Origin of the sequence: Pseudomonas sp. 203-8, from assembly GCF_020708595.1 — a bacterium.
GTDB lineage: Bacteria > Pseudomonadota > Gammaproteobacteria > Pseudomonadales > Pseudomonadaceae > Pseudomonas > Pseudomonas aeruginosa.
In genome coordinates this window covers 161,510-183,824 of sequence record NZ_JAJFDF010000004.1, presented here as the reverse complement: position 1 = coordinate 183,824, position 22,315 = coordinate 161,510, and the positions used below count along the sequence as shown (strand labels likewise).

Here is a 22,315-nt window from a genome sequence, read left to right as displayed (position 1 = left end):
TCAGTCCTGCAGCAGGGTGCCGCGGTTGAGCCGCCCGGCCGGGTCGAAGTGACCGGCCATGGCACGCAGCGCGGCGACGCCCAGTTCGCCCTTCTCGCGGGGCAGGTAGGGTGCGTGGTCCTTGCCGACGCCATGCTGGTGGCTGATGGTGCCGCGATTGTCGACGATCGCCTGGCTGGCCGCATGCTTGAGACGCTTCCAGCGCTCCAGCGTCGCCGCATAGCTCGCGGCCGGACGGAACACGTAGGTGGTATAGATGCTCGACCCCTCGCCATAGACATGCGAGAGGTGGGTGAACACATGGACTTTCTCGCCCTCGGCGGCCAGGCCGTCGCGCAGGCTGGCCTCGATCTTCTGCAGCAGGCCGTCGACGTTGCTCCAGTCGGTGGCGGTCTCCAGGGTGTCCACGGCGTAGCCCGCCTGCCACAGGGCCTCGCGCAGGTAGGGGAAGCGGAAGCGGTTCTGCGCCCACTTGCGCCCCAGCAGGGTTCCGGTGAAGACCCCGCCGAAGCGTTTCAGCAAGGCCTTCGCCTGGCTCAGCGACAATCCGTTCTGCCGGCGGTTGCCGGTCACGCCGAAGGTCAGCATGCACTTGCCCTCGCCCGCGCCGCGCAGCGCCAGGTATTTCTCCAGCCAGGCGATCTGTCCGGGATGGCCGGCCAGGGCCAGTTGGGTCATGGTTTCCACGGCGTTGGACAGGCGCAGCATCGACAGCGGCACGCGCGCCTGGGCCAGCTCGCGGGTGGCTTGCAGGGCCTGCTGCCAGTTCGGCAGGAAGACGCTGTAGAAGCGCTCGTCCTCGGCCAGCGGCGAGACCCGCACCTTCACCGAGGAAATGATCCCGAAGCGTCCCTCAGAGCCCAGCACCAGTTCGCGCAGGTCCGGTCCCGCCGCGGATGCCGGGAAGGTAGCGATTTCAAGCGGCCCGGCGAAGGTCTCCAGGGTCCCGCCGGCGAAAAGTTGTTCGATCCGCCCGTAGCGCAGCGACTGCTGGCCACTGGAGCGGCTGGCGACCCAGCCACCGAGGGTCGACAACTCCCAGGACTGCGGGAAATGCCCGAGCGTGTAGCCCAGCGCACGCAACTGGCTCTCCACCTGCGGGCCGGCGGCGCCGGGGCCGAAGGTCGCGACCAGGCTCTCGCGGTCCAGATCGAGCAGGCGGTTCATGCGCTCCAGCGAGACCGTCAGTACCGGCCGCCGCGAGGCTTGCGGATTGATATGGCCGGCCACGGAAGTACCGCCGCCATAGGGAATCAGTTGCAGGTCGCGGGAGTCGGCCAGGGCCAGCAACTCGCGGATCTGTTCGGCGGTTTCCGGATAGGCCACGGCGTCCGGGTAGACGCCGAAGTCGCCCTCGCGCATCGCCAGCCAGTCCGGCAGGCTCTGCCCGCGGGCATGCAGCAGACGCTCACGGGGGTCGATGCTGTAGCGCGGATCGGCCTCCAGGCGCGACGCCGGGACCTTCGCCAGCGCCGCCTCCAGGCTGGCGTCCGGCAAGCGTGCGCCCTGCCCGACCAGTTCCGCCAGGAACCCACGGGCGCTGTCCGGCAATTCGACCACGGTGCTTTCTTCGCCCCAGCCATTCCAACGACGCATGAACCTCTCCCCTCGCTTGTCGCGGCAACCTGTTTATCGGAACCTTTCTGGCTGCCTATACTAGCCAGCCGCCCTCGCCTGTCACTGTCGGATCGAGACACTCCCTGTGACCGATCAAGACAGCCGGCACGCACGCCGGACGGCCTGTTCCACCCGCCACGACAAGAACAACGACCATGCAGACCCTTGGCTCCACCTCGGTTCCGGCCCTGCTGAAGTACCTGCGCCACGCCGAACGGCTCGGCCTGGACATCGCCCCTGCCCTGGCCGCCGCCGGCCTCCAGGCCGACCAGCTCAACGACAATCGCCAGCGCCTGCCGGGCGAAGCCCACGAGCGCCTGCTCGGCTATTTCTGCGAGCATTCCGGCGATCCCCTGTTCGGCCTGCATTCGGCGCGCTTCGTCCAGCCCGGCTCCTGGAGCGTGCTCGGCTACATCGCGATGAACTGCGCCACCCTGGGCGAGGCCATGAGCCGCATCACGCCCTACGAGAAGCTGGTCGGCGACATGGGCACCAGCCGCATCGAAGCGGCCGGCGGGGAGGTCCGGCTGATCTGGAACTGCCGCCACCAGACACCCCTGGTACGGCGCCACATGGTCGAGCACGTCCTGGCTTCCTGGGTCCTCTACGCGCGCTGGATCGCCGACCTGGAAGGTTCGCCGGACGAGGTCTGGCTGGAACACGACCTGCCGGACGGAACCCGCGTGGAAGACTACGAGACCTTCTTCGGCTGTCCGGTGCGCTTCACCCAACCCTGTTCGGCGCTGCTGGTACCACTGGACTACCTGGCGCTGCCGCTGCGCCAGGCCGACGCGACGCTGCTGCGCACCCTGGAAGAACATGCCCTGGCGCTGATGGCCGAGCTGGACGATGACGAGCCGCTGCCGCTGCGGGTGAAGAACGCCCTGCGCCAGCTACTCAAGGACGGCCTGCCGCGCAAGGAACGGGTGGCGGAGAAGTTCGGCATGACCGTACGCACCCTGCAACGCCACCTGCAGCAAGCCGGCAGCAGCTACCAGCAGACCCTCGACGAACTGCGCCGCGAACTGGCCGAGCACTACCTGCTGCATAGCGAGCTGCCGATCCAGGACATCGCCCAGTACCTGGGCTTCACCGAGTCCCGCTCGTTCCATCGCAGTTTCAAGGGCTGGACCGGGCAGACGCCCGGCGAGTACCGGCAACGGCGGAAGGAGCCGGCGGCGCAATGAGAACGGCGGCCATCCGGCCACCGTCGGCTCAGTCGAGCAGTTCGCTCAGCGGAATGAACGCCACGCCCTCGCCTTCCACGAGGGTACGTCCCTCGCGGACCTCCACCAGCCCCTCGGCCCAGGAAGCGCTGCGCAGTACCCCGGAACTCTGGTTCGGATAGAGCACCGCGCGGCCCTGCTCCAGGCGACCACGCAGGTACTCGCGACGCTGCCCCGCCTTGGTCCAGGCGAAGCCGGCCGGTACCTCCACCCGCAGCGGCGCGACCTGCGCCACGCCGAGCCGGCGCAGCAGGTAGGGACGCGCCAGCAGGGCGAAGGTGACCAGGGTCGAAGCCGGATTGCCCGGCAGGCCGATCACCGGGATGCCCTGGAACTGGCCGACGGTCAGCGGCTTGCCGGGTTTTATCGCCAGCTTCCAGAGGGTCAGCTCGCCGGCTTCGCGCAGCGCCATGCCGAGGAAGTCGGCCTCGCCCACCGATACGCCGCCAGTGGACAGGATAAGGTCCACCCCGGCCAACCCGGCCAGGCGCTCGCGGGTACGTGCCAGGTCGTCGGGAAGGATGCCGGCGTCGAGCACGTCGCAGCCCAGGCGTTGCAGCCAATCCTTGAGCAACGGACGGTTGCTGTTGTAGATCTGCCCGGCCTGCAGCGGCTGGCCCGCCTCGACCAGCTCGTCGCCGGTGGACAGCAGCGCCACCCGCGGCTTGCGTCGCACCTCCAGGGCCGCGTAGCCGAGCGAAGCCGCCAACCCCAGTTCGATGGAGCGCAGGCGCGTGCCGGCCGGCAGGACCAGGTCGCCCTGGCGGATTTCCTGGCCACGCGGGCGCACATGCTGGCCCGCGCGCAACGGCTGGGTGAAGCGCACGCGGCCATCGTCGAGCGCTTCGGCGTTTTCCTGCATCTCTACCAGATCGGCGCCTTCGGGCAGCGGCGCACCGGTGAAGATCCGCGCACAGGTACCCGCTTGCAGCGGCTCCGGCGCCTGTCCGGCAAAGATCTTCTGGCTGACCGGCAGTGGCTCGCCGTTCCAGTCGGCGAGGCGCAAGGCATAGCCGTCCATGGCGCTGTTCGGCCACGGCGGCAGGTCCAGGCCGGCCAGCAGGTCGACCGCCAGCACGCGGCCGCCAGCCTGCTCCAGGGGCACCTGCTCACACGTATCGATAGGCGTTTGCGCGGCCAGTTCGAGGAGCCGTTCCAGCGCCGTCTCGACCGGCATCAGCCCCGGATGCTCGCAGCAGCCGCTCACCCGCGGCTCTCGCAGGGCGCCGCCTGTTTCAGGTGCGGGACGAAGTTGCACGGGCGATGACGGGCGTCCAGTTGCTCGACGAGGATGCCTTCCCAGGCAGTGCGGCAGGCGTTGGTGGAGCCCGGCAGGCAGCAGACCAGGGTGCCGTTGGAAAGCCCGGCCAGGGCCCGCGACTGGATGGTGGAGGTACCGATGTCGGCCAGCGAAATCTGCCGGAACAGCTCGCCGAAGCCGTCCACCTGCTTGTCCAGCAGGCAGGCCACCGCTTCCGGGGTGCTGTCGCGGCCGGTGAAACCGGTGCCGCCGGTGATCAGCACGACCTGCACGCTATCCTCGGCGATCCAGGTCGCGACCTGTGCGCGGATCCGGTATAGGTCATCCTTCAGCAGCACGCGAGCGGCCAGGTTGTGCCCGGCCTCGGTCAGGCGGTCGACGAACAACTGGCCTGAAGTATCGGTTTCCAGGGTACGGGTATCGCTGACGGTCAGGACGGCGATGTTCAACGGCACGAATGCCGTTTCGGCCTTGTGGCTCATGGGGTTGGCCCTTGCTTGTGGACGTGATCGCGGTGTTATATCACAGGCCCGACACGGAGACCCCAGATGCCCGATAGCGCCCTGCCCCCCTGCTCCATCCTTCTCCTGGCGGGAGGCCGCGGCCAGCGCATGGGCGGTCGCGACAAGGGCCTGATCGAGTGGCAGGGCCTGCCCCTGATCGCCCACCTGCATCGCCTGGTGCGCCCGCTCACCGATGACCTGATCGTCTCCTGCAACCGCAACCAGGAACGCTATGCGGCCTATGCCGACCGCGTGGTGAGCGACGACAGCCGAGACTTCCCCGGCCCGCTCGCCGGCATCCGCGCCGGCCTGGCGGTGGCCCGGCATCCCTGGCTGCTGGTGCTGCCCTGCGACGCGCCGCGCATCGACCGCGCCTTGCTGGAAACCCTGCTGCAGGCCGCCGGCCGCACACCGGCGCGCCCCTGGATGCTGCGCTGCGGCGGCCAGTGGGAACCGCTGTTCAGCCTGATCCCGACGCACCTGGCCGAAGAGATAGAACACGCCTGGCGCCAGGGCGACCGTAGCCCACGCCACGTCCTGTTGCCGCTTGGCGCGGAGGCCATCGAGCTGGCCGCGGGCGATCCGCGGCTGGCCAACCTGAACACCCCCGAGCTGTTGGCTAATCACCGCGAACTGAAGTAAAACGGAAGGGACGTCGAGTCGAATTTTCTCGAAGGTGGGGGGAACACTCGTTTTTAGGGGGGAACTCTTCCTAGAACTCGTCTGTCAGAAACTCGTAACTTCAAAGTCTGACCGCACAGGAGAACTGCGCAATGATCAAGCGGATGCTACCCGCCCTCCTCCTCGCCGTAGGCCTCGGCGCCCTCGCGGGTTGTTCCAGCCCTACCGTGATCACCCTCAACGACGGACGTGAAATCCAGGCCGTAGACACCCCTTCCTATGACGAGGATTCCGGCTTCTACGAGTTCGAACAGCTCGACGGCAAGCGCGCCCGCGTGAACAAGGACCAGGTCCGCACCGTCAAGGAACTCTGATACCGTCGCGTAACAGGTTTTCCTGGAGACCCCGTCGACTCGAACGAGCGACGGGGTCTTTGCTTTTTCGCCCGGGGAAACCGGGGCTCGAAAAAAAATTCATCTAACCCCTTGTGTACCAAAACTTTTTCTGTAGAATGCGCCCCAACAAAACGGAGCGTAGCGCAGCTTGGTAGCGCGTCTCGTTCGGGACGAGAAGGTCGCTGGTTCGAATCCAGTCGCTCCGACCATATCCCGAAAAACCCGCCTCAACGGCGGGTTTTTTATTGCCTGCGATTCGGCCTTTCTCACAGGGTACGCAGGTAGGCCACCAGGTCGCCCTTCTCTTCCGCGGACAGCTTGCGCTCCAGTACCAGGTTGAAGAACTCCACGGTGTCCTCCAGGGTCAGCAGGCGGTCGTCGTGCAGGTACGGCGGCGAATCCTTGATCCCGCGCAACGGGAAGGTCTTGATCGGCCCGTCGGCGGACGCCATCACGCCATTGACCAGTTTCGGATCGTAGAAGCGCTCCACCTTCAGGTTGTGCATCAGGTTGTCGGTGAAGTAAGGCGGCGCATGGCACCCGGCGCAGGCCGCCTTGCCGTAGAACAGCTTTTCGCCACGCAATTCCTGCTCGCTGGCCTTGCCCGGATCGAGCCGCCCCTCCACATCCAGCTTCGGTGCCGGGGGGAAGTCCAGCAGCGCCTGGAACTCACCCATGAAATGCACTTGACTGCCACGCTCGAGCACGTTCACCCCCTTCTTGGTGGCGATTACCGGATCACCGTCGAAGTAGGCGGCGCGCTGCTCGAACTCGGTGAAGTCCTCGACGGTCTTCAGCGCCCTCTGCGAGCCGAACAACCGCTGGATGTTCACCCCGCGCAGCGTCGGTGTGTCGATGCGGTGGCGGAACGGCTGCGGGCGCACATCGCCGGCCAGGTGGGTAGCGGCATTGGTGTGGCCGTTCGCATGGCAGTCGAAGCAGGCTACGCCGCGGCTCGGATGCTCGCTACGGCGATCGTCGGTGAGGTTGAACTGCTGCTGCGGAAAGGCCGTTAGCAGCAGGCGCAGCCCTTCCAGCTGCTTGGGATTGAGAATCCCGTTGAACAACTCGAAATAGTTGTCGATGGTCACCAGCTTGCCCTTGGACACATCGCCCAGGTCAGGCCGGGTGGTAAGGAACATCGGTGCCGGGAATTCCGGCAGGAAGTGGTCCGGCAGGTCGTAGTCGAGGTCGAAACGGGTCAGGTCGCGGCTTTCCTGGCGCTTGATCTCGTCGATGAGGAACTTGGGAAAGACCATCCCGCCTTCGGCATGGTTGGGGTGCGGCAGCGGCAGGAAGCCACCGGGGAACAGCCCCTGCTTGCGGATTTCCTCGGGGCTCAGCCTGGCCAGTTCCTCCCAGCTGGTGCCGGCCGGCAGCTTCACCCGGATCCCCTCCTGCAGCGGCTTGCCGCGCGTCATGCTGGCGCCCTTGGCCGGCCTGTCGCTGAGATCGTAACGCTGCTCGAGAAGCGTCTTGTGGGCCTGTTCGATCGACGGTTTGTTCGCCGTCATGCGCTTCATGATGGTGGCGAAGTCCTCATTGATCACCACCGGCGAATAGCTGGAAGTCTTGCTTGGCTGCTCATCCCCCGCGACCACGGCGGATTGCAGCCCCAGGGCGAGCGGCATGACCCAGAGGGCATGGCGCGTCCAGGCGGGCGTTTTCATCAGGCGTCCTCTTTCGTTATGAGGAAACGCCGAGCCTCGTCGTCCCGACCCCCACACCCCGGCGGTCCGCGACAGCGGACCGAACGACCTGCGACGCGTCCTGCGCCACGCGGGTTCCCGGCTGTTTCCAGTCAGTCCTGAAGGGAACTCAGGGTTTATCCATCGCCCTTAGGCCTAGCCGAACGCAGCCTGCCGAGCCAATAGACTCAGGCTATGAAAACCATTGAGAAACGCCTATGCATCGCTTCGCCAGCATCGCCGAAGCCAGGCACCGCGCGGCATGGGGGAAGGAAGCGGAACGCAGTCCGGTTTGCGCATAGAGCGCGGGGTTACCAGCGGTGCCGCGCTTAGCGCGAATGAATAGGCATCAGCAGCTGAGGAAGGCTGCGACCTGCTCGGCCTCGAACGGCCAGTTCAGCTCGGCGCCATTGTCGCAGCGGCGCAGCACCGGGATCCGCAGGCCATAGTGCTCGACCCAGGCTTCGTCGTCGGCGATGTCCACCAGTTCGACCAGCAGGCCATGTTCGACGAAGGGCATCAGCACCGCCTCCGCGACTTCGCAGAGGTGGCAACCGAGGGTTCCGAAGAGTTGGCATTCCGGGGGCATCGAAAGGACCTGTGCAGTGTTTCGCGGCGATGGTAGCACCCGCGCTCAGATGCCAGCGACCTGCAACAGACTTTCGGCCGCCTGCCGGGCCTCGCGAGCCTGATCCGCCGGCCCATGGATGTGCGCCATCACCAGGGCGCCCTCCATCAGGTATTGCAACTGCCGCGCAAGCAGTGCCGCCGAACGCACGCCCAGGCGCTCCAGCTGGCGCTGGAAATAGGCTTCGACGAAGGCCTTTTGCTCGGCCGCTTGGCGATGGATCGGATGCGAGCGCTCATGGAACTCGGCGGCGGCATGGATGAAGGCACAGCCACGGAACGCCTCGTCCTGGAGGAACTCCTGCAGACCATCGAACACCGCCAGGATCGCCGCACGCGGCTGCAACCGTGCCTCGGCTTCGAGCATGCGTTCGGCGGTGCGCTGCCGACGCACCTCCAGGGCGGCCATGATCAGTTCGTCCTTCGAGCGAAAGTGTTTGTACAGCGTCATCTTCGCCACGCCGGATTCGGCCAGGATGCGGTCGATGCCGGTGGCGTGGTAACCCTCGCGATAGAACAGGTCGACGGCGGTGCTGAGCAGTTGCTCGCGTTTGCGGGATGTCATGGAAAGCCTCCTGAGCGGCCCATTATGCGCGACCCTGCCGCCCCCTTGAACCGCTCTGCGTCGCTCCCCGGACGAATACCGACGGAAAAAGGCGAACGCGTGCCTTGAAATATACAGACCTGTCTGTCTAATATCCAGGCACCAATACCCACCTGGAACCCTCAGATGAAACTGCATGACCTGGCTCTCTCCGGCAACGCCTACAAGGTCCGCCTGTTCCTCTCCCTCATCGGCCGCGAGGCGACGCTGCGGCCGGTCGATTTCCTCAACCGCGAGCACAAGACCCAGGCCTTCCTCCGCATGAATCCCCGCGGACAGATCCCGGTGCTGGAAGACGGCGAGCTGCAACTGGGCGACTCCCACGCCATTCTCGTCTATCTGGCACGACGCCATGCCGGCCCCGAGTGGTATCCGCTCGACCCCGTCAGCCAGGGCCGCATCGCCTACTGGCTCAGCTATTCGGCCAACGAGGTGCAGAACGGCCCGGCCAGCGCCCGGCTGATCACTCGCTTCAACCTGCCGCTGGATCGCGAGCAAACCCACCAGCGAGGCCTGGAAGTGCTGCGCCTGGTCGACCGGCACCTGGCCGAGCATCGCTGGCTGGCCCAGGGCGAACAGCCGAGCATCGCCGACGTGGCCCTCTACCCCTACCTGGCCCTCGCCCCCGAAGGTGGCCTGGCGCTGGACCACTACCCGGCGCTGAACGCCTGGATCGCCCGCATCCGCGCGCTGCCCGGCTACATCCCGATGCCCGGCCTGTAGCTCGGCAGGAGGCAGCATGAGCCAGGAACAGAGTCCCTTCCACACCGGCGAACTGGCGATCCAGGAACGCGCCGGCGTTCGCGAACAGGTCGCCGGCTTCGGCAGCCGCGCGATCCGCACCTTCATGCCGGACCAGCACCGGGAGTTCTTCTCCCTGCTATCGCTGTTGCTGGTGGGCAGCCTCGACGCCGACGGCTACCCCAGCGCCTCGGTGCTCTGGGGCCCCCCCGGCTTCGCCCGTTCGCCGGAACCGACCCGCCTGCGCATCGACAACCTGCCGCAAGCGGACGATCCGCTGGCGGCCAATCTCGAGGCTGGCACCCGCCTCGGCATCCTCGGCCTGGAATGGCCGACCCGCCGCCGCAACCGCATGAATGGACGGGTCCTGGCGCGGGACGGAAAGGGTTTCACGGTCGGCGTCGAGCAATCCTTCGGAAACTGTCCCAAGTACATCCAGGCGCGCAGCCATCAGCCCGTCTCCAGGATCGCAAGTCCCGCGTTGCAGGGCGAAGGACTCGATCCACGCTGGCTGTCGCTGGTCTCGCGCAGCGATACGCTGTTCATCGCCAGCCAGCATGCCGACCCGCTCAGAGGCGGCGTCGACGTCTCCCATCGGGGCGGGCCGCCGGGCTTTCTCCGGCTCGGCGCGGATGGCCGCCTGTGGTTGCCCGACTATGCCGGCAACCGCCTGTTCAATACCCTCGGCAACCTGCTCCAGGATCCTCGCTGCGGCCTCCTGTTCATCGATTTCGACAATGGCGACCTGCTGCACCTGCACGCCGAGGCCGAGCTGTTCTGGCCGGGTTCGCAGCCATCCATCCCCTGGCCCGCCGGCGCCGAGCGCCTGCTGGCGTTGCGCCCCGCAGGCTGGCGCTGGCGGCGCGGCCGCCTGCCGCTGGCATTCGGCGAGCCCCAGCCATCCCCTTTTCTTCCTGCCGGTGAATCTTGATGCCTTTCCTGTATCGCCTTGCCTCGTTGTTGATCGCCCTCCTCGTCCTGCCGGTGCAGGCGGCGGAAATGCGAGTCGCCCTGTTGCGCACCTCGGGAGTGGAAACCCTCGATGCGCTCACCGTCGACGGCGGCTCCTGGGTGCGCCGGGTGCCGCTCAGCCATACCGCGGTGCTGATCGAGCACCACGCCGCCACCCTGCTCTTCGACACTGGCCTGGGGCGCGACATCGACGCCCAGTTCCGCGCCGACATGCCTTGGTGGGCAGCGCCGCTGTTCGCTTACCAGAAAGTCGTCCCGGCGCGCGACCAACTGGACGCAGCCGGTATCCGCGTCGATCGCATCCTGCTGTCCCACGCACACTGGGATCACGCCTCGGGCCTGGTCGACTTCCCCGAAGTACCGGTCTGGGCACCCTACGAGGAGATCGCCTTCAGCCGCATCGCCACCCCGCCGGCCGCCTTCCCCAGCCAATTCCGCCATGGCGTGCGCTGGCGACCTTACAGCTTCGATCCGCGGCCGTTCATGGGCTTCGACGAAAGCCTCGACCTGTTTGGCGACGGCCGCCTGGTGCTGGTCCCCCTGCCCGGCCATACGCCCGGCTCGGTCGGTCTGTTCGTCACCCTCGACAGCGGGCGCCGGCTGTTCTTCAGCGGCGACACCAGTTGGCGACTCGAAGGCGTCGAAGGCCCACGGCAGAAATTCTTCGCCGGCCGCGCCCTGGTCGATCGCGATCCCGCGCGCACCCTCGCGCAACTGGCGAAGATCCGCCTGCTGCTCCGCAGCGACCCGCGCCTGAGCGTGATTCCGGCGCACGATGCGCGGGTCCAGGCCGCCCTGGGCTACTTCCCGCACTGGCTGGAATAGCGGGAAAGCCCGTCCTAGACAGGGTTCGTGCCAATTCGCGGCCACCCTCGACTAATGTCTAACAGTGGCCGTCTTCCTGTAGTGCTTAAGTAACCGGGCTGTCACAGGCCGACGTGGCGTCACGCCGCCGCCATCGGCCTGCCCCAAGCGCTCGAGGAGACAATAACAATGAGCATGACCCCGATCGCCCGTGCCGTGGCTTTTGCCGCGCTGGGTTCCAGCATTACCGTCCCAACCCTGGCCCATGCCGAGTTCATCAAGGACAGCAAGGCCAGCATCGAACTCCGCAACTTCTACTTCAACCGTGATTTCCGCCAGGAAGGCGCCAGCCAGTCCAAGGCCGAGGAATGGGCCCAGGGCTTCCTCCTGCGCTACGAGTCCGGCTACACCGAGGGCACCATCGGTTTCGGCGTCGACGCCATCGGCCTGCTCGGGGTGAAGCTCGACTCCAGCCCCGACCGCAGCGGCACCGGCCTGCTCAAGCGCGACCGCGAGACCGGCCGCGCCCAGGACGACTATGGCGAGGCAGGGATCACCGCCAAGCTGCGGGCGTCGAAGAGCACCCTGAAGATCGGCACCCTGACCCCCAAGCTGCCGGTGATCATGCCCAACGACAGCCGCCTGCTGCCACAGACCTTCCAGGGCGGCGCGCTGAACTCCATGGAGATCGACGGCCTGACCCTCGACGCCGGGCGCCTGAAGAAGGTCAACCAGCGCGACTCCTCGGACAACGAGGACATGACCATCACCGGTGGCGGCAAGCGCAACATCGTGGTCCGTTCCGGGCTGACTTCGGACAAGTTCGACTTCGCCGGCGGCAGCTACAAGTGGACCGACAACCTCAGCACCAGCTACCACTACGGCAAGCTCGACAACTTCTACAAGCAGCATTACCTCGGCCTGGTGCACACCCTGCCGATCGCCGACAAGCAGTCGCTGAAATCCGACATCCGCTGGGCGCGCTCCACCGACGACGGTTCCAGCAACGTCGACAACAAGGCGCTCAACGCCATGTTCACCTACAGCCTCGGCTACCACGCCTTCGGCGTCGGCTACCAGAAGATGAGCGGCGACACCGGCTTCGCCTACATCAACGGCGCCGACCCCTACCTGGTGAACTTCATCCAGATCGGCGACTTCGCCAACAAGGACGAGAAATCCTGGCAAGCGCGCTACGACTACAACTTCGCCGGCGTCGGCATTCCCGGCCTGACCTTCATGACCCGCTACGTCAAGGGCGACAACATCGACCTGCTGACCACCTCGGGCGAAGGCAAGGAATGGGAACGCGACATGGACATCGCCTACGTGTTCCAGAGCGGCCCGTTGAAGAACCTCGGGGTGAAGTGGCGCAACGCGACCATGCGCACCAACTACACCAACGACTACGACGAAAATCGCCTGATCGTCAGCTACACGCTGCCGCTCTGGTAACGGCAGGCCCCGCGGATAGCCGCGCTACGGCCATCCGCCCCTCCCCAGAGCCCCGCGGCGGAACGAAGAGGCCACCCTTGGGTGGCCTCTTTCATGGCGGGATGCCTCGCTCGCAGCGTGCAGGACGGATAGCGCCTGGGGCGTTATCCGCCGATACCCCACCGGACCAAGGAAGTCCGCCCCCTCATTCGTGGCTGATCGCGCCGATCTTGTGGATCGACAGGTCCGCGCCGTAGTACTCCTCCTCCTGGCTCAAGCGGATGCCCAGCAGCGCCTTCATCAGCCCATAGACCAACAGGCCGCCGGCGAAAGCCACCGTCACCCCCAGCAGGCTGCCGAGCGCCTGGCTGGCCAGGCTCACCCCGCCGAGCCCACCCAATGCCTGCTGGCCAAAGATGCCGCAGGCAATCCCGCCCCAGACCCCGCAAAGACCGTGCAACGGCCAGACACCGAGGACGTCGTCGATCTTCCAGCGCACCTGGGTCGCGGTGAACGCCCAGACGAACAGGGCCCCCGCCACCAGGCCGGTAGCCAGCGCGCCGATCGGATGCATCAGGTCGGAACCGGCGCACACCGCCACCAACCCGGCCAGCGGACCGTTGTGCAGGAAACCCGGGTCGTTGCGGCCGATCAGCAGCGACGCCATGGTGCCGCCAACCATCGCCAGCAAGGAGTTGACCGCCACCAGCCCGCTGACCCCAGCGAGGGTCTGGGCGCTCATCACGTTGAAGCCGAACCAGCCGATGATCAGGATCCACGACCCCAGTGCCAGGAACGGGATGCTCGACGGCGCCATCGCCACCAGCTTGCCGTCGCGATAGCGGCCGTTGCGGCTGCCCAGCAATAGCACCGCCGCCAATGCCAGCCAGCCGCCCAGCGCATGCACCACCACGGAGCCGGCGAAATCGTGGAAGGGCGCGCCGAACTTCAGCTTCAGCCATTCCTGCAAGCCGAAATTGCCGTTCCACACCAAGCCTTCGAAAAACGGGTACACGAAGGCCACGATCAGCGCCGTGGCGCACAACTGCGGACCGAACCTGGCACGCTCGGCGATGCCGCCGGAGATGATCGCCGGGATTGCCGCGGCGAAGGTCAGCAGGAAGAAGAACTTCACCAGCGCATAGCCACTGTCCACGGTCAGCGCCGCCGCCGGATGGAAGAAAGTCACGCCGTAGGCAATCCAGTAGCCGACGAAGAAATAGGCCAGCGCCGAGATGGCGAAGTCGGACAGAATCTTCGACAGGGCGTTGACCTGGTTCTTCAGGCGCACGGTGCCCACCTCGAGGAAGGCGAAGCCGGCGTGCATCGCCAGCACCATCACCGCTCCGAGCAGGATGAACAGGGTATTGGAGCCGTGGATCAGGACTTGCACCGCACTATTCAGGTTATCCATGGATTGAGGCAGCCTTCGCGCGTAGAGAGAAAGCACCAGAAACGCCCACGCCCGCCCTTCAACGCACCATGACGAAGCAGTAGTCGTCGTGCGAACCGCCGCTTTTCTTCGGCAGACGTTTCGCAAGGTGCCTGAGGCAGCATGGAAAGCTCCCGGACTTTCCTTGATTTTCATTGGGTTGGACGTTCATCCCGAAGTACCCTCCGGGAGCGCCTGGCGCCCTCGCAAGGGGCATTCCGGCCGACGTGCGCACCAGGGAATTGCAAGCGCCATACCAGTTCGCGCCCCGTTGCGAGGCAGCCGGATGGGCGTCATCTCGCCGCAGCCGCGCCGACAGGCACGCTGTGGCAGTCTTTAATGAAAGGAACGCCGGGAGCGACCGGCAACGCGCGGAAATTACCCACCGGTTGAACCTTCCGCCCCGCGCTCGGCTCGAAAAAACACACCCCATGACCAGAGGAGCTCGTCATGCCCCGCAAGACCACTGCAAACGCTGCAAAGGATGAACTGTTGGCTGAATTCCAGGCACTGGTCGCCGATACCGAGAAACTCCTGCAAAGCACCGCCGACGTGGCGGGCGACCAGGCCGAAGAAATCCGCGGCAAGATCCACGACAGCCTCAAGCGCGCTCGCGATACCTTGCGCGACACCAAGGACTCGCTGAAGGACAACGTCCGCGAACGCAGCCAGGCCGCGGTGGACGCCACCGAGGTGTACGTCGGCGAACACCCCTGGCAGAGCATCGGCATCGCCGCCGGCGTCGGCTTCCTGCTTGGCCTGTTGGTCAGCCGGCGCTGAGCCATGAGCGAAGGAAAGGACCCGGCGGACGGCCGCCCCTCCCTGCGGCGCTTCGGCGCCGCCTTCCTCGGCCTGTTGCACGGTCACGTCGAGCTGTTCGGCATCGAGCTGCAGGAACAGAAGGCCAACACCCTGCGCCTGCTGCTGTTCGCCGGGCTGGCCCTGGTATTTGCCCTGCTCCTGCTGGTCGGCCTGTCGCTGCTGGTGCTGATCGTATTCTGGGACACCAACCGGCTCGCAGCGGCGCTCGGGTTGTGCCTGTTCTACGTGATCGGCTCGCTGTTCTGCGGCTGGCGCCTGTACCAGTCGATCAACGACGAAAGCTCGCCGTTCAGCGCCACCCTGGAAGAACTGGCCAACGACCGCGAGCGACTGCTGCCATGACAAGGAAACGCGCATGAGCCAACTACCGGTGAACGCGACCGGCCTGTCGCGTCGCGAATTGCGCAAGGCGGTGATCCGCCTGCGCCTGGAAATGCAGCGCCAGCAATTGCGCCGCGAAAGCCAACTGCTGGTGCAACCCTTCCGCCAGGCCCAGGGGCTGGGCCACAACCTCAGCCAGCAACTGTTCGGCGGTGGCAATGCGGCGCTCTGGGGCGCCGGCGGAGCCGCACTGCTGGGCGTACTGCTTGGCAAGGGCGGACGCTGGCAGCGTCTGCTGCGCCTGGGCGTCGCCCTGGCCCCGCTGTTGCTCGGCCTGCGCAAGCAGAAAGGCCGTTGAAGGATGCGCCGACCGGCAACGGTCGGCGCCCTCCGTTTCCCCAACGCGACGATTGAGCTTGCCAAGGCAAACCGTTAGCGTGTCCGCATCGCCTCAGCGCATCCCTGGAATTCCCGATGGACTGGCAGACCCTGCTCACCCGCGAACGGCTCGGAAAGCCGGTACACAGCAACGATGAACTGGGCCGCAGCGCCTTCCACAAGGACCATGACCGGATCATCTTCTCCGGCGCGTTTCGCCGCCTCGGACGCAAGACCCAGGTCCATCCGGTCTCCAGCAACGATCACATCCACACCCGTCTGACCCACTCCCTGGAAGTCGCCTGCGTCGGCCGCTCGCTGGGCATGCGGGTCGGCGAGATCCTCCGCGAGGAACTACCCGAGTGGTGCGACCCCAGCGACCTCGGGGTCATCGTCCAGTCGGCCTGCCTGGCCCACGACATCGGCAACCCACCATTCGGGCACTCCGGCGAAGACGCGATCCGCAACTGGTTCCAGCAAGCCGCCGGACGTGGCTGGCTGGACGAGATGAGCGACGCCGAGCGTTCCGACTTTCTCCACTTCGAAGGCAACGCCCAGGGCTTCCGGGTCCTCACCCAACTGGAATACCACCAGTTCGACGGCGGCACGCGGTTGACCTACGCAACCCTGGGTACCTACCTGAAGTACCCCTGGACCTCGCGCCACGCCGAAGCGCTGGGCTACAAGAAGCACAAGTTCGGCTGCTACCAGAGCGAACTGCCGCTGCTCGAGCAGATCACCCATAAGCTCGGCATGCCGCAACTCGACGACGAGCGCTGGGCTCGCCATCCGCTGGTCTACCTGATGGAAGCGGCGGACGACATCTGCTACGGCCTGATCGACCTCGAAGACGGCCTGGAAATGGAGCTGCTCGAATACAGCGAGGTCGAGGCGCTGCTGCTCGGCCTGGTCGGCGACGACCTGCCCGACACCTATCGCCAACTCGGCCCCAGGGACTCACGCCGGCGTAAACTGGCGATCCTCCGCGGCAAGGCCATCGAGCACCTGACCAATGCCGCCGCCCGTGCCTTCGTCGACCAGCAGCAGGCCCTGCTCGCCGGGCAGCTTGCCGGCGACCTGGTGGAACACATGCATGGCCCGGCCAAGCTCTGCGTGCAACGGGCCAAGGCCATCGCGCGGGAAAAGATCTTCCAGGACAAGCGCAAGACCCTCCACGAGATCGGCGCCTACACCACTCTGGAGATCCTCCTCAACGCCTTCTGTGGCGCCGCGCTGGAGCAATATGGCGGGCATACGCCGTCGTTCAAGAACCGGCGCATCCTCGACCTGCTCGGACGCAACGCGCCCGACCCGCAGTGGCCGCTGTACCGCGCCTTCCTCCAGGTGATCGATTTCATCGCCGGCATGACCGACAGCTACGCCACGGAAATGGCCCGGGAAATGACCGGACGCTCGAGCCCCTCCTGAAAGGAAGGGCTCATACCGCAGCGGCCGCCAACTGCTCCTGGAGTTCCTCCTGCAACGCCTCCAGGGCCAGCCGGAGTCTTTCGCCAGGCGCCTGCAGGCACTCCCCGTCGCCACTTCGCCGGCAGGCGTCCTCCAGGGCCTCGCAGGCCTCCAGCAGGGTACGCGCCCCGATCATCCGTGCGGCGCCCTTGATGCGGTGGGCATGCTCGGCGAGCCGGGTCCTGTCGCCCTCGCGCAGGAGGATGGCAAGGCGCTGGAGGTCCTGACGGTTGCTGCCTAGCAGGGTCTCCAGCAGTTCGCGCAGCCGTTCCGGGCGGTCGCCGCCGAGGCTGCTGAGAGCGGCTGCATCATAGAGCCCCCGGGGCTGCGCGGCGTCGCGTCCGAAAGAGGTCGCGAGGTAGTTGCGCAGGGTCTCCAGGCCGAGCGGCTTGAACAGGCAATCATCCATGCCCGCGTCGCGGCAGCGCTGTACCTCGTCCGGCTCGGCGTCGGCGGTATAGCCGAGGATCAGGATCGGCGCGCGTCGCTCGCACCGTTCCTGGATGCGTATCCTGCGTGCCAGCTGATAGCCGTTCAGGCGCGGCATGTTGCAGTCGCTGATCAGCACCTCGAAGCGCTCGTCGGCCCAGAGCTCCAGCGCCACCTGGCCATCCTCCGCTTCCGCCACCTGGTGGCCGAGAAACTCCAGTTGCTGGCGCAGCAGTACCCGGTTGGGCGGATAGTCGTCGGCGATGAGGATATGCAGGCGGCGAGACGGCTCCATGGATGCTGCCAGCGGGTCCTGGCCGGATTCAGGCATTTTCGGCCCGCACTGGCGCAAGAGCAGGTCGAGCGACACCCGGGTGCCTTTGCCCGGCTCGCTGTGCATCTCGACATCGCCGCCCATGAGGTCCACCAACTTCCGACAGATCGCCAGCCCAAGACCGGTCCCGCCCTGCACCGTGCGTCCCTTGGCCACCTGGATGAAAGGCTGGAACAGGCGCGCCTGGTCCGCCGGAGCGATACCGATACCGGAATCCTCCACGTCCACCCGGACGATCGCCCTCCCCTCGTCCAGGCTCCTTTCCTGGAGACGGATCGTCACCTGTCCCCGCTCGGTGAACTTGATCGCATTGCTCACCAGGTTGGAGAGCACCTGCTTGAAGCGCAGGGGATCGATCAGCACGTCCCGTCCCGGGGCATCGTCCAGCTCCACAACGAGCCTCAGGCCTTTCTGCCGGGCCAGGCCTTCGAACATGCGGCGCACCGACTCCACGACATGGCGCAGGCGAACCCGCTCGGGCGTGAGGGTCAGGTGACCGGACTCGATCTTGGCGACGTCGAGGATGTCGCCGATGAGCAGTTGCAGCGACCCCGCTGCCTCGTAGGCGACCTCCAGCGAGGCGCGTTCGCGCTGCTCCGGCGCCAGGCGCTGCAGGACCAGTTCGAGGATGCCGATGACCGCATTCATCGGCGTACGGATCTCGTGGCTCATGGTCGCCAGGAAGACGCTCTTCGCCCGATTCGCCTCGTCCGCCTGGCGCATCGCCTCGCGCAACTGGCGGGCCAGGCGCTCCCGTTCGGTGATGTCGATCCAGCCGTTCATCAGGCCGAGCACCCGGCCCTGGCGATCCCTGTAGGGCGTGACCCAATGGTGGATCTCCAGCAATTGCCCGCCGATGCGCACCGCCATGTCGGTGAAGCTCGCCGTTCCTCCCCGAGCCACCGCCAGGCACTGCTGGTGCATGAGCCGTGCCTTGCTGCCCTCGACCCAGTCGGAATCGGTCAACAGGGTGCCGCGGGCCTGCTCACGGGTCATCCGCAGGCTTTCCAGGTAATTGCGGTTGCAGGCCAGCAGGCGACCGTCGAGCGTGCGGATGCTCACCGGGTAGGGAATCCCGTCGACCAGCGCCTGCTTCAATGCCAGGCGGCCGCTCAGGTCGGCTTCGGTACGTTGCCAACGCCTGAGCCTGAGCTGCAGGACGGTATTCCAGCCCAGGCATCCGACGCAGACCAGGCAGGCCACCAGCAGGCCGAGCACCAGGCTGGAAGGGGATGGCGAGCGCAGCCCGTCGGCAGCCTGGCGTAGCGGCGCTTCGTCGACCACATCGGCGTCCCCCGGACGATCCGGAGCGGGAATCCGGAGCATGGAAGAATATTCGCCAGCCGTCGCCCTCGCCGGAACGGCATATCCCGCCATGCAGGCGAATATGAGAAGCAGGCCGAGCATGCACGCACTGCGTTTCTGGAACTTCATTCGGTTCCGGCCCTTAGATAAGCGTATTGCGTTTGGCGAACTCGATGAGATCCACCAGCGAGCCGGCGTTCAACTTCAACAACAAGCGCGCCTTGTAAGTGCTGACGGTCTTGTTGCTGATAAACATCTGCTCGGATATCTGCTTGTTCGAATAACCCTGGCTGAGGTATTGCAATACCGATACTTCGCGATCGGACAGGCGTCCGAGCAATTCCACATCGTCGGAATAGGCGCCCTGTTGCACAGGACGCATGGCCGAGCTGGGAAAGTAACTGTATCCCGAGGCGACCGCATTCACCGCCGTCACCAGTTCGGCCAGTCCGCCCTGCTTGCAGACGAACCCGGCTGCGCCCGCCTGCATGCTGCGCAGGGCGAAGAGCGAGGCGCTCTGGCCGGTCAGGACGAGGATCTTCAGGGGCAACGCCAGCACCATCAGGCGGCTGATGACCTCGAGGCCGTCCAGCCTGGGAATGCCGATATCGAGGATGACCAGGTCCGGCTTCAGCTCCCGCCCGAGGCTGATGGCATCCACGCCATTATCGGTATCGCCGACGATCTGGTGCCCTTCGGCTTCCAGCAACATCTTCATGGCCATGCGAATCACGGGATGATCGTCGACTATCAGGATACGGCTCATTGTCTGATTTCCTTGCCAATAAAAATTCAGAAAAAATTCTCCTGAGCAAGATATAGACGGGAGCCATATTGTCGAGATACTCGATGGCAACTCATATACTTTAAGGAATATTCTCACGGAAACTTAATTTATTTCTTACGGCGAATTCAAAACCTCGTATATTGCCAAGCAATTGGCCTGGTTATCTGCATGAAAAACACCCGCATATATACGCGCCTTCCCGGCTCGTTATCTGCCAGAGCGAGTTGAATAGTTCGTCAGGGGTTTCGGAGTATTGCTATCCGCATGTACGGCCACAAGCCGCCGACATGCCTTGGCAGGGCAAAGGGAAGCACGACGGGCGCCGGGCCAGATAGCGCCGGAGCAGGATCGAAAGGGAGGGAAGACGCGACCGCCATCCTCGGGCGGGATGGCGGCGCTATCGCTTAGAGCTTCGGCAGGACAGGCTGTTCCGGGTACCAGGCGTCGACCAACGCGCCGACCTCGACGCTGGCCAGTTCCGGTTGCTGCTTCAACCAGGCCTCGATCAGGGCCCGCTGCTCTTCATTGACCGAGCCACGGCGCGCCAGGCAGACGAAACCGAATTCGTCGCAGCCGCCATAGGTCAGTTCGTTGGCTTCGATCGCCTGATCGATGAAGCGCAACATGAAAGCGTTCACCGCATCGGCATCCACGCCTTCCTTGTAGTGGAAGTTCAATTCGAAACCCAGCTCCTGGAATTCATCGACGCACAATTTCTTGCGCAGGCGGCGGGAACGATTAGTAGCCATGGCGGCATCTCCTGGATTGACGCTCCATTGGCGGAGCCTCGCATTACAGACAGTAGCCGACGCCGCTGGAGCCGCGGGCGAACCCCGGCAAGCCGCGCGACGCGGCCGGATTGCCGGCGCACTCTACCAGTTCCGACCATTCGGCGATATGACGGCGAACTCCGCGAAACTCCAGCGCATCGTTATCCGCCTTGCGGCATAATGAGCAAGACGGCCTCTTCGCGTGATGTCCGTCTCTTTTTTCAGGTTCGCTTCGTTTTTCATCTTCATTTCATTTTCTACCCTCCGTCTTCAAGGGTTCTTCATTAATGTTCAAGTCGCTGCGTACTCTTGCCTTCGCCACGCTCCTGCCTTTCGCCCTTCCCACCCTCGCCCAGGTCAACGCCACCCTGCCGGCCAACGTGCAGAAAGCCCTGCAGACCAACAAGCTGACCGGCAACGATCTGTCGCTGGTGCTGATTCCGCTCGACGGCCCGGGCAACCCCACCTACTACAACGCCGACGTATCGGTGAACCCGGCCTCGACCATGAAGCTGTTCACCACCTATGCCGCCCTGGAAATGCTCGGCCCGACCTACCAGTGGAAGACCGAGTTCTACACCGACGGCCAGCTCAAGAACGGAGTGCTCAACGGCAACCTCTACCTCAAGGGCGGCGGCGATCCGAAACTGAACATGGAGAAGCTCTGGCTGCTGATGCGCGACCTGCGCGCCAATGGCGTGACCAAGGTCACAGGTGACCTGGTACTCGACCGCAGCTACTTCAACATCCCGCAGTTGCCGGTATTCAACGACGACGGCGGCGACGACACCAAGCCGTTCCTGGTCGGTCCGGACTCGCTGCTGGTCAACCTGAAGAGCGTGCGCATGGTGGTGCGCACCGACGGCAACAAGGTCAACGTGCAGATGGACCCGCCGCTGGCCAACGTACGCATCGACAACCAGGTGAAGATGACCGCGCCGGCCACCTGCCCGGCCTGGCCGAAGCTGCGCTTCAGCCCGGTGACCCAGTTCGACGGCACCACCCTGCTGGCCACCGGACAGATTCCCCAGGGCTGTAGCGCGCAGACCTACATGTCGCTGCTCGACCACCCCGGCTACACCGCCGGCGCGGTGCGCGGCATCTGGCAGGAACTGGGCGGCAGCATCCTCGGCAAGGACCGCCAGGGCAGCGTACCGCGCAACGCCACGCTGATCGCCAAGGCCTTCTCGCCAGACCTGGTCGAGATCATCCGCGACATCAACAAATACAGTAACAACACCATGGCCCGGCAGTTGTTCCTCTCCATCGGCGCGCAGTTCCGCAACAGCGCCGACGGCGACGACGCCCAGGCCGCGCAGCGGGTGGTGCGGCAGTGGCTGGCGCGCAAGGGCATCACCGCGCCGCGCCTGGTGATGGAGAACGGCTCGGGACTGTCGCGCCAGGAACGGGTCAGCGCCCGTGAGATGGCGGCGATGCTGCAAGCCGCCTGGCACAGCCCCTATGCACCGGAGTACATCTCCTCGCTGCCGCTGGCCGGCCTCGACGGCACCATGCGCAAACGCCTGCGGCGCACCGCACTGGTCGGCGAGGCGCACGTGAAGACCGGCACCCTCAACACCGTGCGCGCCCTCGCCGGCTTCAGCCGCGACGCCAGCGGCCACAACTGGGTGGTGGTGGCGATCCTCAACAGCCCGCGGCCGTGGGGCGCTTCGGCGATCCTCGACCAGGTACTGCTGAGCCTGCACGCGCGGAAATAAGGCGCAGTACGAAAAAAAAGGCCGCCAGCGGTTGCCCGCCGGCGGCCTTTTGCATGAAT

The 22,315-nt window shown here is 65.6% G+C and carries 22 protein-coding genes and 1 tRNA gene; 13 read left to right on the top strand and 10 right to left on the bottom strand.

Features of this window, described 5'->3' with window-relative positions; all coding sequences use genetic code 11:
• A complete protein-coding gene (locus tag LJF27_RS10735) occupies positions 1–1,596 on the bottom strand; it encodes an FAD-binding oxidoreductase (protein WP_003143646.1) in 1,596 nt (531 codons plus the stop codon).
• Between the two features lie 176 nt (positions 1,597–1,772).
• On the opposite strand from LJF27_RS10735, the gene LJF27_RS10730 reads away from it, so the two are divergent.
• Positions 1,773–2,804 carry an AraC family transcriptional regulator gene (locus LJF27_RS10730; RefSeq protein ID WP_023117005.1) on the top strand — a complete coding sequence of 344 codons (1,032 nt, stop codon included), beginning with the start codon at positions 1,773–1,775 and terminating at the stop codon, positions 2,802–2,804.
• Between the two features lie 28 nt (positions 2,805–2,832).
• Here LJF27_RS10730 and glp read toward each other — a convergent pair whose 3' ends face one another.
• A complete protein-coding gene (gene glp / locus LJF27_RS10725) occupies positions 2,833–4,050 on the bottom strand; it encodes a gephyrin-like molybdotransferase Glp (RefSeq protein ID WP_003122464.1) in 1,218 nt (405 codons plus the stop codon).
• Entirely contained in the window at positions 4,047–4,586 is a 540-nt protein-coding gene (gene moaB, locus LJF27_RS10720) for a molybdenum cofactor biosynthesis protein B (RefSeq protein ID WP_003091240.1), read from the bottom strand. The genes glp and moaB overlap by 4 nt, the downstream gene beginning before the upstream one ends.
• A gap of 66 nt (positions 4,587–4,652) precedes the next feature.
• On the opposite strand from moaB, the gene mobA reads away from it, so the two are divergent.
• The 3 genes from mobA to LJF27_RS10705 all read left to right on the top strand — a co-directional run bounded on the left by mobA (position 4,653) and on the right by LJF27_RS10705 (position 5,832).
• Complete coding sequence (gene mobA, locus LJF27_RS10715) at positions 4,653–5,249, top strand: molybdenum cofactor guanylyltransferase MobA (RefSeq protein WP_003113968.1); 597 nt, start codon at positions 4,653–4,655, stop codon at positions 5,247–5,249.
• A gap of 131 nt (positions 5,250–5,380) precedes the next feature.
• On the top strand, positions 5,381–5,602 hold the full coding sequence (locus tag LJF27_RS10710; protein WP_003091247.1) for a YgdI/YgdR family lipoprotein: 222 nt from the start codon (positions 5,381–5,383) through the stop codon (positions 5,600–5,602).
• 153 nt (positions 5,603–5,755) lie between these two features.
• Positions 5,756–5,832: transfer RNA gene (locus LJF27_RS10705), tRNA-Pro, on the top strand.
• A gap of 57 nt (positions 5,833–5,889) precedes the next feature.
• On the opposite strand, the gene LJF27_RS10700 is transcribed toward LJF27_RS10705, so the two are convergent.
• The 3 genes from LJF27_RS10700 to LJF27_RS10690 all read right to left on the bottom strand — a co-directional run bounded on the left by LJF27_RS10700 (position 5,890) and on the right by LJF27_RS10690 (position 8,503).
• The gene (locus LJF27_RS10700) at positions 5,890–7,293 is read right to left on the bottom strand and encodes a cytochrome C Snr1 (RefSeq protein ID WP_003103259.1); all 1,404 of its coding nucleotides are present in this window, start codon (positions 7,291–7,293) and stop codon (positions 5,890–5,892) included.
• 367 nt (positions 7,294–7,660) lie between these two features.
• Complete coding sequence (locus LJF27_RS10695) at positions 7,661–7,900, bottom strand: glutaredoxin family protein (RefSeq protein WP_003113967.1); 240 nt, start codon at positions 7,898–7,900, stop codon at positions 7,661–7,663.
• 45 nt (positions 7,901–7,945) lie between these two features.
• Complete coding sequence (locus LJF27_RS10690; protein WP_003109619.1) at positions 7,946–8,503, bottom strand: TetR/AcrR family transcriptional regulator; 558 nt, start codon at positions 8,501–8,503, stop codon at positions 7,946–7,948.
• A gap of 165 nt (positions 8,504–8,668) precedes the next feature.
• On the opposite strand from LJF27_RS10690, the gene LJF27_RS10685 reads away from it, so the two are divergent.
• The 4 genes from LJF27_RS10685 to opdQ all read left to right on the top strand — a co-directional run bounded on the left by LJF27_RS10685 (position 8,669) and on the right by opdQ (position 12,514).
• Positions 8,669–9,265, top strand: a complete 597-nt coding sequence (locus tag LJF27_RS10685) for a glutathione S-transferase family protein (RefSeq protein ID WP_023117006.1) — start codon at positions 8,669–8,671, stop codon at positions 9,263–9,265.
• A 16-nt stretch (positions 9,266–9,281) separates the two neighbouring features.
• The gene (locus LJF27_RS10680; RefSeq protein ID WP_003119784.1) at positions 9,282–10,214 is read left to right on the top strand and encodes a pyridoxamine 5'-phosphate oxidase family protein; all 933 of its coding nucleotides are present in this window, start codon (positions 9,282–9,284) and stop codon (positions 10,212–10,214) included.
• Complete coding sequence (locus LJF27_RS10675) at positions 10,214–11,080, top strand: MBL fold metallo-hydrolase (protein ID WP_003116469.1); 867 nt, start codon at positions 10,214–10,216, stop codon at positions 11,078–11,080. The genes LJF27_RS10680 and LJF27_RS10675 overlap by 1 nt, the downstream gene beginning before the upstream one ends.
• A 168-nt stretch (positions 11,081–11,248) precedes the next feature.
• Positions 11,249–12,514 carry a porin OpdQ gene (gene opdQ, locus LJF27_RS10670; protein WP_003091257.1) on the top strand — a complete coding sequence of 422 codons (1,266 nt, stop codon included), beginning with the start codon at positions 11,249–11,251 and terminating at the stop codon, positions 12,512–12,514.
• A 184-nt stretch (positions 12,515–12,698) separates the two neighbouring features.
• Here opdQ and LJF27_RS10665 read toward each other — a convergent pair whose 3' ends face one another.
• Positions 12,699–13,907 carry an ammonium transporter gene (locus tag LJF27_RS10665; RefSeq protein WP_023117007.1) on the bottom strand — a complete coding sequence of 403 codons (1,209 nt, stop codon included), beginning with the start codon at positions 13,905–13,907 and terminating at the stop codon, positions 12,699–12,701.
• A gap of 468 nt (positions 13,908–14,375) precedes the next feature.
• Between LJF27_RS10665 and LJF27_RS10660 the strand changes: the two genes are divergently transcribed.
• The 4 genes from LJF27_RS10660 (at position 14,376) to LJF27_RS10645 (ending at position 16,874) form a co-directional block, all read left to right on the top strand.
• Complete coding sequence (locus LJF27_RS10660) at positions 14,376–14,705, top strand: DUF883 family protein (RefSeq protein ID WP_003091262.1); 330 nt, start codon at positions 14,376–14,378, stop codon at positions 14,703–14,705.
• 3 nt (positions 14,706–14,708) lie between these two features.
• The gene (locus LJF27_RS10655; RefSeq protein ID WP_003091263.1) at positions 14,709–15,089 is read left to right on the top strand and encodes a phage holin family protein; all 381 of its coding nucleotides are present in this window, start codon (positions 14,709–14,711) and stop codon (positions 15,087–15,089) included.
• A gap of 13 nt (positions 15,090–15,102) precedes the next feature.
• Positions 15,103–15,426 carry a hypothetical protein gene (locus tag LJF27_RS10650; RefSeq protein WP_003103249.1) on the top strand — a complete coding sequence of 108 codons (324 nt, stop codon included), beginning with the start codon at positions 15,103–15,105 and terminating at the stop codon, positions 15,424–15,426.
• Between the two features lie 116 nt (positions 15,427–15,542).
• Positions 15,543–16,874 (top strand): deoxyguanosinetriphosphate triphosphohydrolase, encoded by a 1,332-nt coding sequence (locus LJF27_RS10645; protein WP_003091265.1) that lies wholly within the window; start codon positions 15,543–15,545, stop codon positions 16,872–16,874.
• 10 nt (positions 16,875–16,884) lie between these two features.
• Here LJF27_RS10645 and LJF27_RS10640 read toward each other — a convergent pair whose 3' ends face one another.
• The 3 genes from LJF27_RS10640 to LJF27_RS10630 all read right to left on the bottom strand — a co-directional run bounded on the left by LJF27_RS10640 (position 16,885) and on the right by LJF27_RS10630 (position 20,517).
• Positions 16,885–19,110 (bottom strand): ATP-binding protein, encoded by a 2,226-nt coding sequence (locus LJF27_RS10640; RefSeq protein WP_023117008.1) that lies wholly within the window; start codon positions 19,108–19,110, stop codon positions 16,885–16,887.
• A 13-nt stretch (positions 19,111–19,123) separates the two neighbouring features.
• On the bottom strand, positions 19,124–19,747 hold the full coding sequence (locus LJF27_RS10635) for a response regulator transcription factor (protein ID WP_003091268.1): 624 nt from the start codon (positions 19,745–19,747) through the stop codon (positions 19,124–19,126).
• 425 nt (positions 19,748–20,172) lie between these two features.
• Positions 20,173–20,517: a YggL family protein gene (locus LJF27_RS10630; protein WP_003091271.1), complete on the bottom strand. Its 345-nt coding sequence runs from the start codon at positions 20,515–20,517 to the stop codon at positions 20,173–20,175.
• 308 nt (positions 20,518–20,825) lie between these two features.
• On the opposite strand from LJF27_RS10630, the gene dacB reads away from it, so the two are divergent.
• Positions 20,826–22,256, top strand: coding sequence for a D-alanyl-D-alanine carboxypeptidase/D-alanyl-D-alanine endopeptidase (gene dacB, locus LJF27_RS10625; protein ID WP_003160657.1), 1,431 nt, complete (start codon positions 20,826–20,828; stop codon positions 22,254–22,256).
• Positions 22,257–22,315: the final 59 nt, after the last annotated feature.

What these genes read in the sequence shown, in the direction of transcription:
- LJF27_RS10690 (WP_003109619.1), bottom strand. Translation starts at nt 8,503, where the DNA reads ATGACATCCCGCAAACGCGAGCAACTGCTCAGCACCGCCGTCGACCTG.
- LJF27_RS10655 (WP_003091263.1), top strand. Translation starts at nt 14,709, where the DNA reads ATGAGCGAAGGAAAGGACCCGGCGGACGGCCGCCCCTCCCTGCGGCGC.
- LJF27_RS10665 (WP_023117007.1), bottom strand. Translation starts at nt 13,907, where the DNA reads ATGGATAACCTGAATAGTGCGGTGCAAGTCCTGATCCACGGCTCCAAT.
- dacB (WP_003160657.1), top strand. Translation starts at nt 20,826, where the DNA reads ATGTTCAAGTCGCTGCGTACTCTTGCCTTCGCCACGCTCCTGCCTTTC.
- moaB (WP_003091240.1), bottom strand. Translation starts at nt 4,586, where the DNA reads ATGAGCCACAAGGCCGAAACGGCATTCGTGCCGTTGAACATCGCCGTC.
- LJF27_RS10650 (WP_003103249.1), top strand. Translation starts at nt 15,103, where the DNA reads ATGAGCCAACTACCGGTGAACGCGACCGGCCTGTCGCGTCGCGAATTG.
- LJF27_RS10675 (WP_003116469.1), top strand. Translation starts at nt 10,214, where the DNA reads ATGCCTTTCCTGTATCGCCTTGCCTCGTTGTTGATCGCCCTCCTCGTC.
- mobA (WP_003113968.1), top strand. Translation starts at nt 4,653, where the DNA reads ATGCCCGATAGCGCCCTGCCCCCCTGCTCCATCCTTCTCCTGGCGGGA.
- LJF27_RS10685 (WP_023117006.1), top strand. Translation starts at nt 8,669, where the DNA reads ATGAAACTGCATGACCTGGCTCTCTCCGGCAACGCCTACAAGGTCCGC.
- LJF27_RS10645 (WP_003091265.1), top strand. Translation starts at nt 15,543, where the DNA reads ATGGACTGGCAGACCCTGCTCACCCGCGAACGGCTCGGAAAGCCGGTA.
- opdQ (WP_003091257.1), top strand. Translation starts at nt 11,249, where the DNA reads ATGAGCATGACCCCGATCGCCCGTGCCGTGGCTTTTGCCGCGCTGGGT.
- LJF27_RS10710 (WP_003091247.1), top strand. Translation starts at nt 5,381, where the DNA reads ATGATCAAGCGGATGCTACCCGCCCTCCTCCTCGCCGTAGGCCTCGGC.
- LJF27_RS10640 (WP_023117008.1), bottom strand. Translation starts at nt 19,110, where the DNA reads ATGAAGTTCCAGAAACGCAGTGCGTGCATGCTCGGCCTGCTTCTCATA.
- LJF27_RS10660 (WP_003091262.1), top strand. Translation starts at nt 14,376, where the DNA reads ATGCCCCGCAAGACCACTGCAAACGCTGCAAAGGATGAACTGTTGGCT.
- LJF27_RS10680 (WP_003119784.1), top strand. Translation starts at nt 9,282, where the DNA reads ATGAGCCAGGAACAGAGTCCCTTCCACACCGGCGAACTGGCGATCCAG.
- LJF27_RS10730 (WP_023117005.1), top strand. Translation starts at nt 1,773, where the DNA reads ATGCAGACCCTTGGCTCCACCTCGGTTCCGGCCCTGCTGAAGTACCTG.
- LJF27_RS10695 (WP_003113967.1), bottom strand. Translation starts at nt 7,900, where the DNA reads ATGCCCCCGGAATGCCAACTCTTCGGAACCCTCGGTTGCCACCTCTGC.
- LJF27_RS10635 (WP_003091268.1), bottom strand. Translation starts at nt 19,747, where the DNA reads ATGAGCCGTATCCTGATAGTCGACGATCATCCCGTGATTCGCATGGCC.
- LJF27_RS10735 (WP_003143646.1), bottom strand. Translation starts at nt 1,596, where the DNA reads ATGCGTCGTTGGAATGGCTGGGGCGAAGAAAGCACCGTGGTCGAATTG.
- LJF27_RS10630 (WP_003091271.1), bottom strand. Translation starts at nt 20,517, where the DNA reads ATGGCTACTAATCGTTCCCGCCGCCTGCGCAAGAAATTGTGCGTCGAT.
- LJF27_RS10700 (WP_003103259.1), bottom strand. Translation starts at nt 7,293, where the DNA reads ATGAAAACGCCCGCCTGGACGCGCCATGCCCTCTGGGTCATGCCGCTC.